This is a genomic window from Bacillus sp. NEB1478 (genome assembly GCF_031582965.1).
In the GTDB taxonomy this organism is placed as follows: domain Bacteria; phylum Bacillota; class Bacilli; order Bacillales; family Fictibacillaceae; genus Fictibacillus.
In genome coordinates, this window is record NZ_CP134049.1 from 3,675,224 (window position 1) to 3,689,430 (window position 14,207).

Consider the following 14,207-nt stretch of genomic DNA (forward strand, 5'->3'; position numbering starts at 1 on the left):
TCAGTTTTCTGATGATTAGCCTACGATCGCTAATACGTCAGACTCACGAAGGATCAAGAATTCTTTACCTTGGTACTTTACTTCTGTACCTGCATATTTTGAGAAAATAATAGTGTTTCCTTCTGAAACTTCTAAAGCGATACGTTCGCCGTTATCCGATACACGACCCGTACCTACAGCAACAACTTTACCTTCTTGAGGCTTTTCTTTTGCTGAATCTGGTAACACAATACCGCTTGCAGTTTTTTCTTCACCTTCTACAAGCTCAATAATTAGACGATCACCTAGTGGCTTTAACAAGTGAAACACCCTCCTTAAATAGTTAAAAAGTTTTATTAGCACTCTTTATTGGTGAGTGCTAACTCCATTTTTAATAATAAATAAATTTTAAAAACTTTGCAAGCGAGAAATGCAAAAATTTCATCAAAAGCGATATCCTCGTAAGCAACGCTTATTCTATGTTAAAATGGGTTAGCATATAAAGGGAAGTAGATTGTTATTCGTGCAGAATTAAAGGAGAAATTTATTTGAAGATTAAATACTGGTGGATCATCTTAATTTATATAGCGATGCAGTTTTCAGGATTTCTTGGTATTCCTGTTTTAAAAGAACTTGGTGTTCCACGTTCACAGTTGTTTGGATTGTGGGGAACGATCAGTTTTGCTGCCGCACTCATTATTATTCTTTTCATGCTCGCGCCTGAGATGAGAAACCGACATAGAGATTCAGAGAGAGTTTCTAAAGGAGCCGCTGTAGGATGGGCCATTGGCGGTATTTTTATGGCGTACGCTTCTCAAATCATTGCCAGTCTGATTGAAATGAAAGTATTAGGTATTAATCCAGGTTCAGAAAACACGAAACAGTTAGTCGATATCGTAAAACATGTTCCCTATTTCATGGTCGTTACGGCAATTATCGGACCTATATTAGAAGAAATCATCTTCCGGAAAATTATTTTCGGTTCATTAAATAAAAGATTCAATTTCATTATCTCAGCCTTGATCAGTTCATTGATTTTTGCAGCTGTTCATAATGACTTTACTCACTTGCTCATCTACACAGCAATGGGCTTTACCTTTGCTTATTTATACGTTCGAACAAAAAGGCTGCTCGTTCCTATTATGGCACACGTAGCTATGAATACACTTGTTTTGATTGTACAGGTTTTTCTTGCTGATAAGATTCAAGAAATGGAAAAGCACATTGAAACAGCGCAGTCGATCATTGGAGGACTATTATGAAATCACCTTTGTTTATGGCATTTTTGTATTTAGCGATCGGAGCCGTCTTTACCTACCTGGCTGTCCATTATTCAAATGAATATGGAATGACAAGTATTTGGACAATCATTACGATGGTCGTTGCAACATTCGATTTCGCAAACGCCATTCGCTACTTTGCACTAAACAGTCATTTGAAGAGAAAACGAAAGAAATAAATAGATAAGAGCCTGTTCCTGAATTATATTTTGGGAAATAGGCTCTTTTTTGTGTGTGGTTTTCTAAAGTATTGTTGCTTTTTAATTCTTTTTTATTGTCTACTTAGACAGTTGATTGGAGTGCAAGGTGCGAGACTCCTCGAAAATGAACTTCACATTTTCTTCGTGCGATGTATCGCGGCCGTTGCTTTCCTTGTCCTGCGGGACAGGCTGGCAGTCCGAAAAGCGGAAGCGGTTTGGTCAGCCCCGACAAGCAAAAGGGAAATGGGCTAAGATGACGCTTTTTGTCTTCGGGACCATTAAACTTTTGACCTCGAGGGGCTAACCGTTTCAGCTAGACAGGTGAGACACTTAAAAGTGAAACGTACGAATGTGGCTCACCGTCTGCCCCGCGGAAAGCGAGCAACCTGGAACGGAAATCAACTCTTTCAAAACGACTATGAATACGAAAACAACCATTTTGTACTTTTTAACACCTCATAACCATAAAATCAAAACAAAAAAGCCGACTCAGAGCGGCAAATAACCACATTTTGAGTCAGCTGGATCTTTATTCGTTGTATGCAGATTCGATTTCCGCTTCTCGTTCTTTAACGAGGGCTTCCATTTCTGCTTTTACTCTCTTTTTATAGGCGGTTTTCGAGATCAATATACTAATCTCATACAAAATGAGCAATGGTAGAGTAACCATTAAGTGTGACATCAATTCTGGCGGTGCGATCATACCCGCAACGATTAAAATTGCAAAATACGCGATTTTCCTGATTTTCTTTAAAAAGTCAGGAGTTACAATACCAAGGCGTGTTAAAAACATAATAAGAACCGGAAATTGAAACAGGAAACCAAACGGAATCGTAATGTTAAACAAAAACGAGAAGTATTCCTGAATGCCATATTCTCCTTCAACACTTAGTGAAGTGGCGACATTCCCCATGAAACTTACAACTAACGGAAAGAGAATGAAGTAGGAAAATGCTAATCCTCCTAAAAAGAGAAAAAACGAAATCGGAATATACATGAGTGTGACTCTTCTCTCGTTTTCATACAAACCTGGACTAATAAAGGCCCAAAGCTGGTACAATACGACCGGAGCTGCTAACACGAGTCCGATAAAGAAGGCAAAAGACACATATACATTCAACGGATCGGTTAAATGAAATGCGTTCATCTGAATATCTTTTGCTATTGGATCACTTTGCAGATATACGATCACCGGCTTCGCAAAGAAAAATCCAGCGACAAGGAATATGATGAAAGCTAAGAACGACCAAATAATACGGGTTCTTAGCTCTCCGAGATGATCATATATCGTCATATTTTTTTCAGCAGTCATACAAAAACATCCTTACTTATCTTCTTGGTCGCGCTTCTTTTTATCATCGTCATCATCCATGATGCCTTGTGTTGCGTTTTTGAATTCACGAAGCGCCTTACCTGTTGCTTTACCTAACTCAGGTAATTTCTTAGGGCCGAATACAACGATGGCTCCAGCAACGATTAACGCGATGCTACCTGGTCCTAACATAAGACTACCTCCTTTATTTTTAATTGATTACGAGTAATTCTTCATAAAATAAACAAGTGACTGCAGTTCAACGGCTAAATCGATATGATGGACACGTATATCCGAAGCTACTGTTAAGCGTGCCGGGGTAAAGTTCAAGATGCCTTTTACACCTGCTCGTTCGAGCTGATCAGCGATTGTTTGTGCAGATCCTACTGGTACAGTAAGGATCGCAACGGTGATGCCCCGCTTCTGAAGCTCATCTTCAATATCATCAATATGATATACAGGGACACCCGCAATTTCAGTGCCGATTTTGGATTGATCTATGTCAAATGCAACTTCTATTTTTGTGTTGTTGTTCTTTGTAAAATTATAATGTAAAAACGCGGTTCCTAAGTTACCTACTCCAATCAAGCCGACAGTTGTTGTTTCATCCTGATTGAGTGTTTTGCTGAAAAAAGATAGCAAGTAATTTACATTGTAGCCATAACCCTTTTTGCCTAACGCACCAAAGTACGAAAAGTCTCTGCGGATCGTAGCTGAATCTACTTTTACTGCTTCACTTAACTCAGCAGAGGACACCCTTTGCTTTCCTGAAGAGGACAAGTTCTTCAAAAACCGGTAATACAATGGCAATCGTTTAGCTGTAGCGTGTGGTATTTTTAATTGATCTTGATTCATATATTGAGCCCTCCATGTGTAGAAAGCTTTGCCAACTCTATTGTATCATATTTTGCCAGGGCTAGAAGAACGTTCAAAATCACCATTCTTACCTCCTGTTTTTGTTAGGAGATATGTAGGGCCAATTACCATCCCTTTATCTGCGGCTTTGCACATATCGTAAATCGTCAATGCTGCTGCAGATGCCGCCGTTAACGCTTCCATCTCCACTCCGGTACTTCCCTTTGTTTTGACTTCTGCTTTTATATTTAGTTTATAGCTGTCATCTGATTCCTCGTCCCAATGAAAGGATAGATCAACCCCCGTTAATGAAAGCGGATGGCACATTGGAATCCAGTCAGACGTTTTTTTCGCAGCCATGATGCCTGCAATTTGGGCAACTGCAAGAACATCCCCTTTTTTAAATCCGTTATCTTTTATTTTAAGGAAGACTTCTTTTGAGACAGTTATCCCGCTTACGGCTGCGGCTGTTCTGTGGGACGTTTCTTTGTCCGAAATATCTACCATTCTGGCACGGCCTTCTTCGTTAAAATGGGTTAACTCTTTCATATAAACCCTCCTCAAGTTGAATATACACGAAACCGCTTTTATTGTCGTTAATATTTTACTTGTAATTATTGCAAAATGTTGAACATTGCCGCAGTTGGCGATATTCCCCAAACTGCGCTAAACTACTAATAAGACTAGGGAATTGATTTAAGAAAAGAAAATCACCCTTTTTTCATAGAGGTGAATACACATGATAATTTTACAAGTTCAAGACGTCACGAAATCATTTGGCGCTGAAGCTATTCTATCAAATATAAAATTAGAAGTTCAAACGGGAGAACGAATTGCACTCGTCGGCAGAAACGGTGCGGGGAAATCCACCCTTCTGCGTGTCATTACCGGTGAGTATTCCTATGATTCCGGCCATGTCATGATTCCGAAAGATGTGAAGACGGGCTATTTAGCGCAAGATGCAGGACTCGATTCAGACCAGTCGATCTGGAATGAGATGCTGTCTGTTTTCGAAGACCTCCGTAAGAAAGAAAAACGCCTCCGTGATATGGAAGCCCGAATGGGAGATCCGAGTGTCATAGAAAACGCCGCAGAATATGAGCGTCTTTTAAAAGATTACGACGAGCTGCAAGTGCAATTTAAAGACGAGGGCGGCTATCAATACGAAGCTGAAATCCGGACCGTTCTTCATGGGTTTCAATTCGCTGATTTTGATAGAGATACAAGAATCAACACATTAAGCGGCGGGCAAAAAACGAGACTGGCACTTGCTAAGCTTCTTTTAACTAAGCCCGATCTATTAATTCTTGACGAGCCTACAAATCACTTGGACATTAAGACGTTAACGTGGCTTGAGCAATACCTGCAAGGTTATCCAGGCGGCATCTTAATCGTTTCGCATGACCGCTACTTTCTGGATAAAATCGTAACGACGGTTTATGAGATTTCCAGAAGACGTTCCGTGCGCTATGTTGGTAACTATTCTCGCTACCTTGAACTGAAAGCAGAACGTTTTGCTCAAGAAATGAAAGAATATGAGAAACAGCAGGATCAAGTCGCTAAATTGGAAGACTTTATCCAAAAAAACATCGTGAGAGCTTCTACTACAAAACGGGCACAGAGCCGCCGTAAACAGCTAGATAAAATGGAGCTGCTGGATCGCCCAGCCGGTGCTGAGAAATCCGCTGCCTTCTCTTTTGGCATCGAAAAACAAACGGGTAACGATGTGCTTCAGCTTGAAAACGTAAGTACCGGTTATGAAGATGGTACTCCCTTATTTAAAAATGTGAAGCTCGCTGTAAACCGTCAAGACAGTGTTGCGATCGTAGGACCTAACGGAATCGGTAAATCTACACTTTTAAAGGTGATCCGAAAAAAGCTTCCTCTATTAACAGGAGAAATCCGCTACGGCAGCCAATTAATGATCTCTCATTATGACCAGGAACAAGCCGATCTTCATTCTAAGAAAACACTGCTTAACGAGCTTTGGGATGACTATCCGGAAAAGACGGAAAAAGAAATCCGTTCTATTCTCGGACAATTTCTCTTTAGCGGTGATGATGTGTTAAAACTCGTAACTGAACTGAGCGGCGGGCAAAAGGCCAGACTCGCTCTTGCTAAGTTAATGATGGAAAAAGGAAACCTCTTATTACTGGATGAGCCAACGAACCATCTCGATCTCGACAGCAAAGAAGTTCTCGAGCAAGCATTAATCCATTATCCAGGAACGATCCTTTTCGTTTCGCATGACCGGTACTTCATTAACAGAATTGCCACAAAAGTAGTCGAACTCGCTCCTGACGGGTTAACCGAATACCTCGGCGACTATGATTATTACACGGAGAAAAAGAATGAGATGAAAGCACGGGAAGAAGCTGCAGAACGCCAAAAAGCTGAAACTCAGGCAAACAACTCTTCTGACACTCAATCAGGAAATAAGAAGTCCATCGATAAAGAAGCGAAAAAACAAGATCGTAAACGTCAGCGCCGAATTGAAGAAATTGAGGAACTTTTAGAAAGCCTCGAAAACAAGATCACGTTTGCTGAAGGGGAACTTTGTAAACCTGAAGTATTCCAGGATTATGAAAAGACTCAAGACTTCCAATCCCAGCTGGATCAATTGAACACCGATATGGAATCCCTTATGGAAGAATGGGAAGAACTGCAAAACGCATAAAATTTAGAAGATGGGGTGTCCCGTCTTCTTTTTTATTAAGGCTGTTTTCTAAAAGATTGTTGCTCTTAGAAATAGTTGATTTCCGCTCTAGCTTGCTCGCTTTCCTCGTGGCGTGCGGTAAGCTAACTTGGCGCTATGCACCTGATATGTCTCAACATGTACACTGATCCCATAGAAGTCTCTCACCTTGCACTTTCATCAATTTGTCAATGGATGCTCTCTACAAAAATGACTTAAAAGCACCAATCAGAACAGAGTCTTCCCGAAAAAACTTATCCACAGGATAAAATAGGTAAAATATATGTTTTATAGGTTTATCCACGTTATCCACAGAATACTGTGTATGACTGCTGTTAATTGTGTATAACCTTAAACCTTTATTTAATAAGCTTAAATTTAATTATCCCCATTATCCACAAAACTGTGCATAACTTTTCCACATATCAACCGTGGATAAAAATGATGAAATAAAAAAAGCTCCTTTCCTTTTTGGAAAAGAGCTTTATACTATCTTATTGTGCCTCTAAATCTAAGCCAGGTACTCCATTTAACGCCATATCCCCACGTGTACCTTTTTGATAAGCTACACTTCCTGCTGCTGCAATCATGGCAGCATTATCTGTGCATAAGTGCAGTGGTGGAATAACAAGGTCAAACTTTGTACCTTTAAAGCGATTCTCTAACTGCTGGCGCAATCCTTTGTTCGCCGCTACTCCCCCAGCAAGCAATACTTGTTTTACATCGTACTGTTCTGCCGCTCGGTATGTTTTTTCCACGAGTACGTCTACAACACTTGCCTGAAAGCTCGCTGCCAGATCTTCTGGTTTAATCACATGTCCTCGCTGCTCTGCGTTGTGTACCGTATTGATTACCGCTGACTTTAAACCGCTGAAACTAAAATCAAATGACTCGGGTTCCAACCAAGCACGGGGCAGATCAATGTTTGGCTCACCAACTTGTGCAAGCTTGTCGATATGAGGTCCGCCAGGGTATGGCATTTTCAATGTTCTTGCCACTTTATCATACGCTTCTCCTGCCGCATCGTCTCTTGTTTCCCCGATCACTTGAAAAGTCCCATGTTCCTTCATGATCACGAGCTCTGTATGACCGCCAGATACGATAAGAGACAATAAAGGAAACGTCATCTCTTTTACAAGCCGGTTTGCGTAAATATGACCTGCTATGTGATGTACAGGAACGAGAGGGAGACCGTTTGCAAATGCAAAGGCTTTAGCTGCATTTACTCCGATTAAGAGCGCTCCAACCAAACCAGGTCCTTCTGTTACAGCAACTGCCGTCAAATCAGCTGGTTCAAGATTTGCCTCGTTTAGAGCCTCTTCGATCACGATCGTAATTTGTTCAACATGATGACGGGATGCCACTTCCGGTACGACCCCGCCAAAGCGCTTATGACTCTCAATTTGTGATGCTACAACATTGGCTAACAGTTCATTGCCGTTTTTTACAATGGCTACTGCTGTCTCGTCACAACTTGTTTCTATCGCTAAAATGATTTCATCTTTTATCATAATTCCACCCACATGACTAACGCGTCTTCACCGTTATCACTGTAATAGTTTTTTCTGATGCCGCCAGCTTCAAATCCTAGCTTTTTATATAAATTTTGAGCAACATGATTACTTACTCTAGCTTCCAGGGTCATTGTTTGTGCACCGTGACTTTTTGCAAGCTTTATCGCTTCTTTCATTAGCTGCTCCCCTAGTTTTCTCCCTCGATAAGAAGGTAGGATAGCGATATTCGTCACATGTGCTTCATCCATCACAAGCCAGATCCCGCAATAGCCGATCGGCTGGAAGTGATCTTCAATGACCAGATAATAAGCAAACTGATTCTCTTCAATTTCTCTGTAAAATGCTTCTTTTGACCATGGAACAGTAAAAGAAGACTGCTCGATTCCAACGATGTCCTCAATATCCGTTACTTTTGCCAGTCTGAAAGTATATGCCTCTCCCACTATACGCACCTACTTCCCTTGCGACTTCAGCCAGTTTACTTCTGCTTCAGCCAGTTGAAGGTAGCTTGGTGTGAACGCATGAATATCTTCAGGTTCTTTCTCCATCCCGATGCGACCTAACTCGCCCGGTCTAGGGTTATGGTCAGAGACTTGTCCCAATACAGCCTGGCTGCCGAGAACTTCTACGATTGTTTCTTGATGAAGCGTAAGGTCGTTTCCTATAAAAAGAATCTTCTTCTCAAGCTTCTGCAGCTCTTCCAGCCAATCTTGCAAAAGAATGATGCAATCTTCCATAACCATTTGAAGCTGTCCATTGTCACTGTTTCCATAAAGTCCTGTAAATACTTGCGTTCGTCTCGCATCAAATAATGGAACTGTGTAACCGTCGAAATACTTTCCGTTCTGTGCTAGCACTTCAAGGCTTGAAACACCTATTAGCTCTTTTTTCAGCGTCCAGGCAAGTGTTTTGGCAATCGTCACACCAATACGGACACCTGTATAGGACCCAGGACCTTTTGCGACAACAATACGATCAAGTTCTGCTGGTTTTACTCCCGTTTCTTCCATAAGCTGCTCGATAGCTGGCATAACACGGATCGAATGATTCTTTTTTAAATTCGTAATGTATTCTCCAAGCACTTTTCCGTTATCTAATACGGCAATCCCCATAACAAGATTGGATGTATCTATTGCCAGTACTTTCATCACATAATCTCCTTAATCAGTTCTGTATATCTTTTTCCAATGGGTTTTAACTGAATTTCACGCTGCTGATCACCTTTATGTGACACCACAATCTCAAGTCTCTCATCAGGCAAATACTCTTCTATAAACTTGGCCCATTCTACAACACTTACCCCATCACCTGAAAAATACTCCTCAAAGCCTAAATCCTCATCAGAGTCTTCTAATCTGTAAACATCCATATGATAAAGCGGCAGACGGCCGGAATATTCCTTAATTATTGTAAAAGTAGGGGAATTAACGGTTCGGGTTATCCCTAATCCTTTTGCCAGCCCTTTCGTAAAAGTGGTCTTCCCTGCGCCTAAATCTCCCGCTAAGGTAAGAACATCACCTTTATGAAGTGCGTTACCAAGCTTCTCGGCAAAAGCCATTGTATTCTCTGCTGAATCAGTTTTTATCGTATAAACACTCATGCCTTCCCCTTACCTTTCCCTAAAATGATTAAATCCTTTTTTCGCAAGTAATTCATTTTGCTGATCGCGATTCAAATAGACTGCTGCTTTACCAGCTTTCATTACTTTTCCTATTTTATATATAGGCAGAGAGTGCTCAGCAAACTCTGATGAGATCTGGATAAAATCTTGATTTGCCATCGTTCCGACTAACACAAAATCTTCCCCGCCAAATAATTGATGATTTAGCCTCTCATCCTTTGAGTAACGTTTTAACACGGAACTTACAGGAAGTGTTTCTTCCTCAATATGTATCGTAACATTGCTTGCTTCAGCAATCTCATTTAATTCGCTGGCAATCCCATCACTCACATCATTTAAAGCAATTCGAAAACCGCTTTTCGCAAGTAATCTTCCCTGTTTAATATGAGGCTGCGGCATTTGATGCTGCAAAGTTAAGGTAGCCTCTTCTATATTAAATGTATGTTGACGTGTTTTATCAAGCAACAGCTGTAACCCTGCTGATGAATCGCCTGTTGCACCCGTTAAAAAGACAACATCATCAGGCTTTGCGTTTTTTCGATATAACTGTTTGCCTGTTTCTACTTTTCCAATAACAGTGACAGTTAATACTATAGGACCATTTGTAGAAACGGTATCTCCGCCGATCAGGTCTGTTTTAAATGTGTTCGCAAGTTGACCCATGCCTTCGTATATGGCAAGAAGCTCTTCTTCTGTCCAATCCTGAGAAATAGCAATCGATACTAAATAAAACTGAGGAATAGCTCCCATTGCTGCAATATCACTTAAATTGACTGCAAGTGCTTTATGACCAACTTGTCCCGGAGACATCGTGTCCCTTGTAAAATGAACACCTTCCACCATCGTATCAACGCAAACGACTTGATCCATATTTTCATCGACAGACCAAAGAGCAGCGTCATCTCCTATCCCCATCAGCAGTTCTTTTTGATGAGAATGAGCTGGTGTTATGCTTTTTATCCATTCGAATTCATCACGAAGCACTGGATTCACCTCACAAAATCAGCATTTGAATTTATCCGTTTCATATTAGTTGTATTTTATACTATCCACTTTAACGTATATCTTCATGTATGAACACCATGAGGATAACTTATGCCTGATCGTACAAAAAAGCCTTAGGATCATGTCGGACTCCTAAGGTTTCAGTAATATATTTAAGTTTAACTTACTTTTAGACATAAAAAAACACGAAACCTTGTTTCGTTTTTAAAAGTGGCGGACCCGACCGGGGTCGAACCGGCGATCTCCTGCGTGACAGGCAGGCATGTTAACCACTACACCACGGGTCCAGCAATTATGTAATTGATGTAGTTCATTAAATTTAAATTGGTTGCACTTTACAGCACCACAGATATTTCATGGTCGAGAAGGTTAATCGACGTTGTTCATGAAATTTAAATTGGTTGCGGGGACAGGATTTGAACCTGCGACCTTCGGGTTATGAGCCCGACGAGCTACCAGACTGCTCCACCCCGCGACGTTATAAAAGTATATGGACAATGTGTCCGTGTTTGTCGTCTCTTCCTCTGCAAGTAAATCTCAGAAGTTTATCCGTCGAGACAAGTCGTCGTTTAATGTGAAGTAACGCTCCTTGCTCCACCCTGCGACGTTATAAAAGTATTTCTTTTGTCCTGTTTTGCGTTTGTTTCTTTCGGACATTTATTAATATATCACGTTTATTATTATGATGCAAGTGTTAAATAAAAATAAGGCACTGAAAAAATTATTTTTTTCCAGCGCCTTAAAATTATGCAGCTTTCTTAGAGTTTTCAGGTCTCTTGTGGAAGCCTTTAGCGTAATAGATCGCTGTTAATAATGCTAGCCATAATGGCCCTACAATTAACGCGATTCTTGTGTCTGGGAAGTATGCCATGATCCCGACAACAAAGATAAGAATAGCAAGTGCAATATAAGATCCATAAGGGAAAAATGGCATTTTAAATTTCAATGCTTTCTTTTCCTCTGTACTTAAACTGTTACGGAATTTCATTTGAGACACAAGAATAACGCCCCATGTCCAAATCGCTCCGAATGTAGAGATACTTGTAACCCAAACGAAAACTTTTTCCGGTACTAAGTAGTTTAGAACTACACCTACTAAAAGTGCTGCAGCAGATACTAAAATCGCTACAGAAGGTACTCCCGTTTTTCCGATTTTACCAAATTTCGTCGGTGCTTGCTTTTGCTCCGCAAGGTTAAATAACATACGTCCTGTACTGAAAATACCGCTGTTACAGCTGGATAATGCGGCAGTTAATACAACAAAGTTAATAATTCCAGCAGCTTGTCCAACGCCCAGTTTTTCAAACGTTAGTACAAAAGGGCTTCCTTGTGTTCCGATTTGGTCCCAAGGATAAATAGACATGATTACAAATAATGCTCCTACATAAAACAATAAAATACGCCAAAACACAGTGTTTACTGCTTTTGCTATCGTTTTTTCTGGGTTCTTTACTTCCCCCGCTGTTACTCCGATCAGTTCTATACCTAAAAAGGCGAACATGACCATTTGCATCGACATTAGAATTCCTTTGATTCCATGTGGCGCAAATCCGCCATTCGACCAAAGGTTATGGATTCCAGTGGCTACTCCGCCGTTACCAAATCCAAAAATAATCATTCCTAAACCAGTAATAATCATAAGAACAATTGCAATAATTTTTATTAATGCGAACCAAAATTCAAACTCTCCATAAGCCTTAATAGCGATTAAGTTGACTCCTGCCATAATGACAAGCGCCGCTAATGCCCAGATCCATGTTGGAACATCTGGGTACCACACCTTCATATAAATACCGACAGCAGTGATTTCTGCCATACATGTAACGATCCATAAGAACCAATAATTCCATCCAGTTAAATAACCAGACAACGGCCCGATGTAATTTCTGGCATATCTACTAAAAGAACCGGCAACCGGCTGTTCAATTGCCATCTCTCCTAATGCTCTCATAATCATAAACATTACTGCTCCACCTAGAGCATACGCAAACAAAATTGCTGGCCCTGCCATCTCAATTGCAGATGCTGAACCTAAAAATAGGCCTACTCCAATTGCAGCCCCGAGAGACATCAATGTAATGTGTCTTTCCTCAAGCCCGCGGTGTAATTCCTCTTTCGGCTTCATTTCTCTGCCTCCCTTGTTGTAATTGATGAAGCGCTTTCAATAGCCTATTTTAACATAGTTCGACAATTTGTAACAATTCGTTTTTGTTACAAATTCTAATTAGAGGCAAGAGCTTTTTCAGCAGCATCTTTAAAGACTTTGCAAATGTCATTCTTGTCTTCGATTCCGACAGAAATCCGGATAACGTTTTTGTTTATACCCAATTTTTCACAAACATCCTCTGGCAATGACCGATGTGAAGTACCAAGTGGATAAGATACTGTAGTTTCAACTCCAGCAAGAGTCGGAACAATTTTCACCCAATCCAGGGATTTGAAAAATGTATGGACATCGCTATTATCGTCTAATTCAATCGTAACGATAGCACCGTTTCCTTTTTCACTCACATGCTCCGGATAATAAACCTTCTTGATGCCCTTCGTATCTTGAAGCTGATCAGCTAATGCTTGTGCATTGGAAACATGACGCTCCATTCGCAAACTCAGCGTTTTTAATCCTCTTGAAGCTAACCACGCATCGAACGGTCCTAAATTGCAGCCGAGATGACCCATTTTTGTTTTAGCTTTAGCAATTAATTCTTCACTGCCAACTACTGCTCCAGCGGTAACATCGCCATGTCCGTTAAGATATTTCGTAGCGCTGTGCACGACAATATCTATTCCTTGCGTATACGGTTGTAAAACAAAAGGTGTAGCAAATGTATTATCGATCATAGATGTAATTCCATGTTTCTTTGCTAATGCAGCAATTCCCTCGAGATCCTCCACACGTAAAAGAGGATTCGTCACAGATTCTGAATAAATTAGTTTTGTATTTGATCGGATCTGGTTTTCAACTTCATTCATGTCTTCAAAGGATACAAATGTAGATTCTATTCCAAAGGTCTTTAATTCCTCTGAAAGAAGTGTGTACGTACCGCCATACAGATCCTCACAAGCCACAATATGGTCACCGGCTTGTACTACAGCTAAAATACCGACCATGATCGCCGAAATTCCCGAAGATGTAACAACTCCAGCAGGTGCCTGTTCTAACTGTGCAACCCCTCTAGCAAAATCATCTTGGTTCGGGTTATTCATCCTTGTGTATAGATAGTCGTTCTTACCGCGAAAATAATCCTCTAAATCATCTAAGCTCGAAAAAGAAAAAGCAGAAGTCTGGTAGATCGGTTTTATTTTGCTTACAGACTTAACCCCGGAATGACCAGCTGCATGTACTGTTGAAGTATCGAAATGAACATCTTTCATTAAAATGACCTCCCCATTATTTTTAATACCTAGTGTAGCATAAAAACGTACGAAGTCTTATTGATATGTTTTGAAGTTTGCTCACAACTTTAGGAGTGCGATGGAATACTGTCGAAAATTCGATAAAAAGGCACCTAACGTGGAATTATGGAATTTAACGTTGGTATAAAGTGATTTTCCTGGGTTTCACCTGCAATGACTATGGCAGAGAATGGGTGAGTGAATTTGATGCGAGTTTGATGTGAATTTTGTTGAATCATGTCGGTTCGTGGTTAAATCAAAATTAACGTGGATATAATGGGTTTTTTCGTGGATATGTAGCCTTTGACCGTGGAATTATTGGCGATTACCGTGGAATTATGGAGTGGCGGGCG

Annotated in this window: 15 protein-coding genes, 2 tRNA genes and 1 pseudogene; 4 read left to right on the plus strand and 14 right to left on the minus strand. The window is 40.6% G+C overall.

Going from position 1 to position 14,207, the window contains the following annotated elements; all coding sequences use genetic code 11:
- Positions 1–15: 15 nt before the first annotated feature.
- The gene (gene groES / locus RGB74_RS18575) at positions 16–300 is read right to left on the minus strand and encodes a co-chaperone GroES (RefSeq protein ID WP_310760745.1); all 285 of its coding nucleotides are present in this window, start codon (positions 298–300) and stop codon (positions 16–18) included.
- Between the two features lie 227 nt (positions 301–527).
- Between groES and RGB74_RS18580 the strand changes: the two genes are divergently transcribed.
- The 3 genes from RGB74_RS18580 (at position 528) to RGB74_RS18590 (ending at position 1,921) form a co-directional block, all read left to right on the plus strand.
- A complete protein-coding gene (locus RGB74_RS18580; protein ID WP_310760746.1) occupies positions 528–1,241 on the plus strand; it encodes a CPBP family intramembrane glutamic endopeptidase in 714 nt (237 codons plus the stop codon).
- Positions 1,238–1,438, plus strand: coding sequence for a YdiK family protein (locus RGB74_RS18585; protein ID WP_310760747.1), 201 nt, complete (start codon positions 1,238–1,240; stop codon positions 1,436–1,438). Before RGB74_RS18580 ends, RGB74_RS18585 begins: the two co-directional genes overlap by 4 nt.
- 357 nt (positions 1,439–1,795) lie before the next feature.
- Complete coding sequence (locus tag RGB74_RS18590; protein WP_310760748.1) at positions 1,796–1,921, plus strand: hypothetical protein; 126 nt, start codon at positions 1,796–1,798, stop codon at positions 1,919–1,921.
- 67 nt (positions 1,922–1,988) lie between these two features.
- Here RGB74_RS18590 and tatC read toward each other — a convergent pair whose 3' ends face one another.
- From tatC to moaC, 4 genes are read right to left on the minus strand one after another with little or no spacing between them, the layout of a single operon-like run.
- A complete protein-coding gene (gene tatC / locus RGB74_RS18595; RefSeq protein ID WP_310760749.1) occupies positions 1,989–2,771 on the minus strand; it encodes a twin-arginine translocase subunit TatC in 783 nt (260 codons plus the stop codon).
- A gap of 12 nt (positions 2,772–2,783) precedes the next feature.
- Positions 2,784–2,963 carry a twin-arginine translocase TatA/TatE family subunit gene (tatA, locus tag RGB74_RS18600; protein WP_310760750.1) on the minus strand — a complete coding sequence of 60 codons (180 nt, stop codon included), beginning with the start codon at positions 2,961–2,963 and terminating at the stop codon, positions 2,784–2,786.
- Between the two features lie 27 nt (positions 2,964–2,990).
- Complete coding sequence (locus RGB74_RS18605; RefSeq protein WP_310760751.1) at positions 2,991–3,626, minus strand: redox-sensing transcriptional repressor Rex; 636 nt, start codon at positions 3,624–3,626, stop codon at positions 2,991–2,993.
- A 45-nt stretch (positions 3,627–3,671) separates the two neighbouring features.
- Positions 3,672–4,175, minus strand: coding sequence for a cyclic pyranopterin monophosphate synthase MoaC (gene moaC, locus RGB74_RS18610; protein ID WP_310760752.1), 504 nt, complete (start codon positions 4,173–4,175; stop codon positions 3,672–3,674).
- A gap of 190 nt (positions 4,176–4,365) precedes the next feature.
- On the opposite strand from moaC, the gene RGB74_RS18615 reads away from it, so the two are divergent.
- Entirely contained in the window at positions 4,366–6,303 is a 1,938-nt protein-coding gene (locus RGB74_RS18615; RefSeq protein WP_310760753.1) for an ABC-F family ATP-binding cassette domain-containing protein, read from the plus strand.
- Positions 6,304–6,815: 512 nt separating this feature from the next.
- On the opposite strand, the gene tsaD is transcribed toward RGB74_RS18615, so the two are convergent.
- From tsaD to RGB74_RS18660, 9 genes and pseudogenes are all read right to left on the minus strand, one after another.
- Positions 6,816–7,832, minus strand: coding sequence for a tRNA (adenosine(37)-N6)-threonylcarbamoyltransferase complex transferase subunit TsaD (gene tsaD, locus RGB74_RS18620; protein WP_310760754.1), 1,017 nt, complete (start codon positions 7,830–7,832; stop codon positions 6,816–6,818).
- Positions 7,829–8,278: a ribosomal protein S18-alanine N-acetyltransferase gene (gene rimI, locus RGB74_RS18625; RefSeq protein ID WP_310760755.1), complete on the minus strand. Its 450-nt coding sequence runs from the start codon at positions 8,276–8,278 to the stop codon at positions 7,829–7,831. Before rimI ends, tsaD begins: the two co-directional genes overlap by 4 nt.
- Before the next feature lie 9 nt (positions 8,279–8,287).
- The gene (tsaB, locus tag RGB74_RS18630; RefSeq protein WP_310760756.1) at positions 8,288–8,983 is read right to left on the minus strand and encodes a tRNA (adenosine(37)-N6)-threonylcarbamoyltransferase complex dimerization subunit type 1 TsaB; all 696 of its coding nucleotides are present in this window, start codon (positions 8,981–8,983) and stop codon (positions 8,288–8,290) included.
- Positions 8,925–9,435, minus strand: a pseudogene (tsaE, locus tag RGB74_RS18635) (tRNA (adenosine(37)-N6)-threonylcarbamoyltransferase complex ATPase subunit type 1 TsaE). The gene tsaB and the pseudogene tsaE overlap by 59 nt, the downstream one beginning before the upstream one ends.
- Positions 9,436–9,444: 9 nt before the next feature.
- A complete protein-coding gene (gene thiL / locus RGB74_RS18640) occupies positions 9,445–10,440 on the minus strand; it encodes a thiamine-phosphate kinase (protein ID WP_310760757.1) in 996 nt (331 codons plus the stop codon).
- Positions 10,441–10,672: 232 nt separating this feature from the next.
- Positions 10,673–10,748: transfer RNA gene (locus tag RGB74_RS18645), tRNA-Asp, on the minus strand.
- 111 nt (positions 10,749–10,859) lie between these two features.
- A tRNA-Met gene (locus RGB74_RS18650) sits at positions 10,860–10,936 on the minus strand.
- Between the two features lie 270 nt (positions 10,937–11,206).
- Positions 11,207–12,586, minus strand: a complete 1,380-nt coding sequence (locus RGB74_RS18655) for an amino acid permease (RefSeq protein ID WP_310760758.1) — start codon at positions 12,584–12,586, stop codon at positions 11,207–11,209.
- 95 nt (positions 12,587–12,681) lie between these two features.
- Entirely contained in the window at positions 12,682–13,833 is a 1,152-nt protein-coding gene (locus tag RGB74_RS18660; RefSeq protein WP_310760759.1) for a trans-sulfuration enzyme family protein, read from the minus strand.
- Positions 13,834–14,207 lie beyond the last annotated feature (374 nt).

Bases quoted from the DNA above. Each gene is read 5' to 3' on its own strand.
- RGB74_RS18585 (WP_310760747.1), top strand. From the start codon at position 1,238: ATGAAATCACCTTTGTTTATGGCATTTTTGTATTTAGCGATCGGAGCC.
- tatC (WP_310760749.1), bottom strand. From the start codon at position 2,771: ATGACTGCTGAAAAAAATATGACGATATATGATCATCTCGGAGAGCTA.
- tatA (WP_310760750.1), bottom strand. From the start codon at position 2,963: ATGTTAGGACCAGGTAGCATCGCGTTAATCGTTGCTGGAGCCATCGTT.
- RGB74_RS18605 (WP_310760751.1), bottom strand. From the start codon at position 3,626: ATGAATCAAGATCAATTAAAAATACCACACGCTACAGCTAAACGATTG.
- moaC (WP_310760752.1), bottom strand. From the start codon at position 4,175: ATGAAAGAGTTAACCCATTTTAACGAAGAAGGCCGTGCCAGAATGGTA.
- RGB74_RS18615 (WP_310760753.1), top strand. From the start codon at position 4,366: ATGATAATTTTACAAGTTCAAGACGTCACGAAATCATTTGGCGCTGAA.
- tsaD (WP_310760754.1), bottom strand. From the start codon at position 7,832: ATGATAAAAGATGAAATCATTTTAGCGATAGAAACAAGTTGTGACGAG.
- tsaB (WP_310760756.1), bottom strand. From the start codon at position 8,983: ATGAAAGTACTGGCAATAGATACATCCAATCTTGTTATGGGGATTGCC.
- RGB74_RS18655 (WP_310760758.1), bottom strand. From the start codon at position 12,586: ATGAAGCCGAAAGAGGAATTACACCGCGGGCTTGAGGAAAGACACATT.
- RGB74_RS18660 (WP_310760759.1), bottom strand. From the start codon at position 13,833: ATGAAAGATGTTCATTTCGATACTTCAACAGTACATGCAGCTGGTCAT.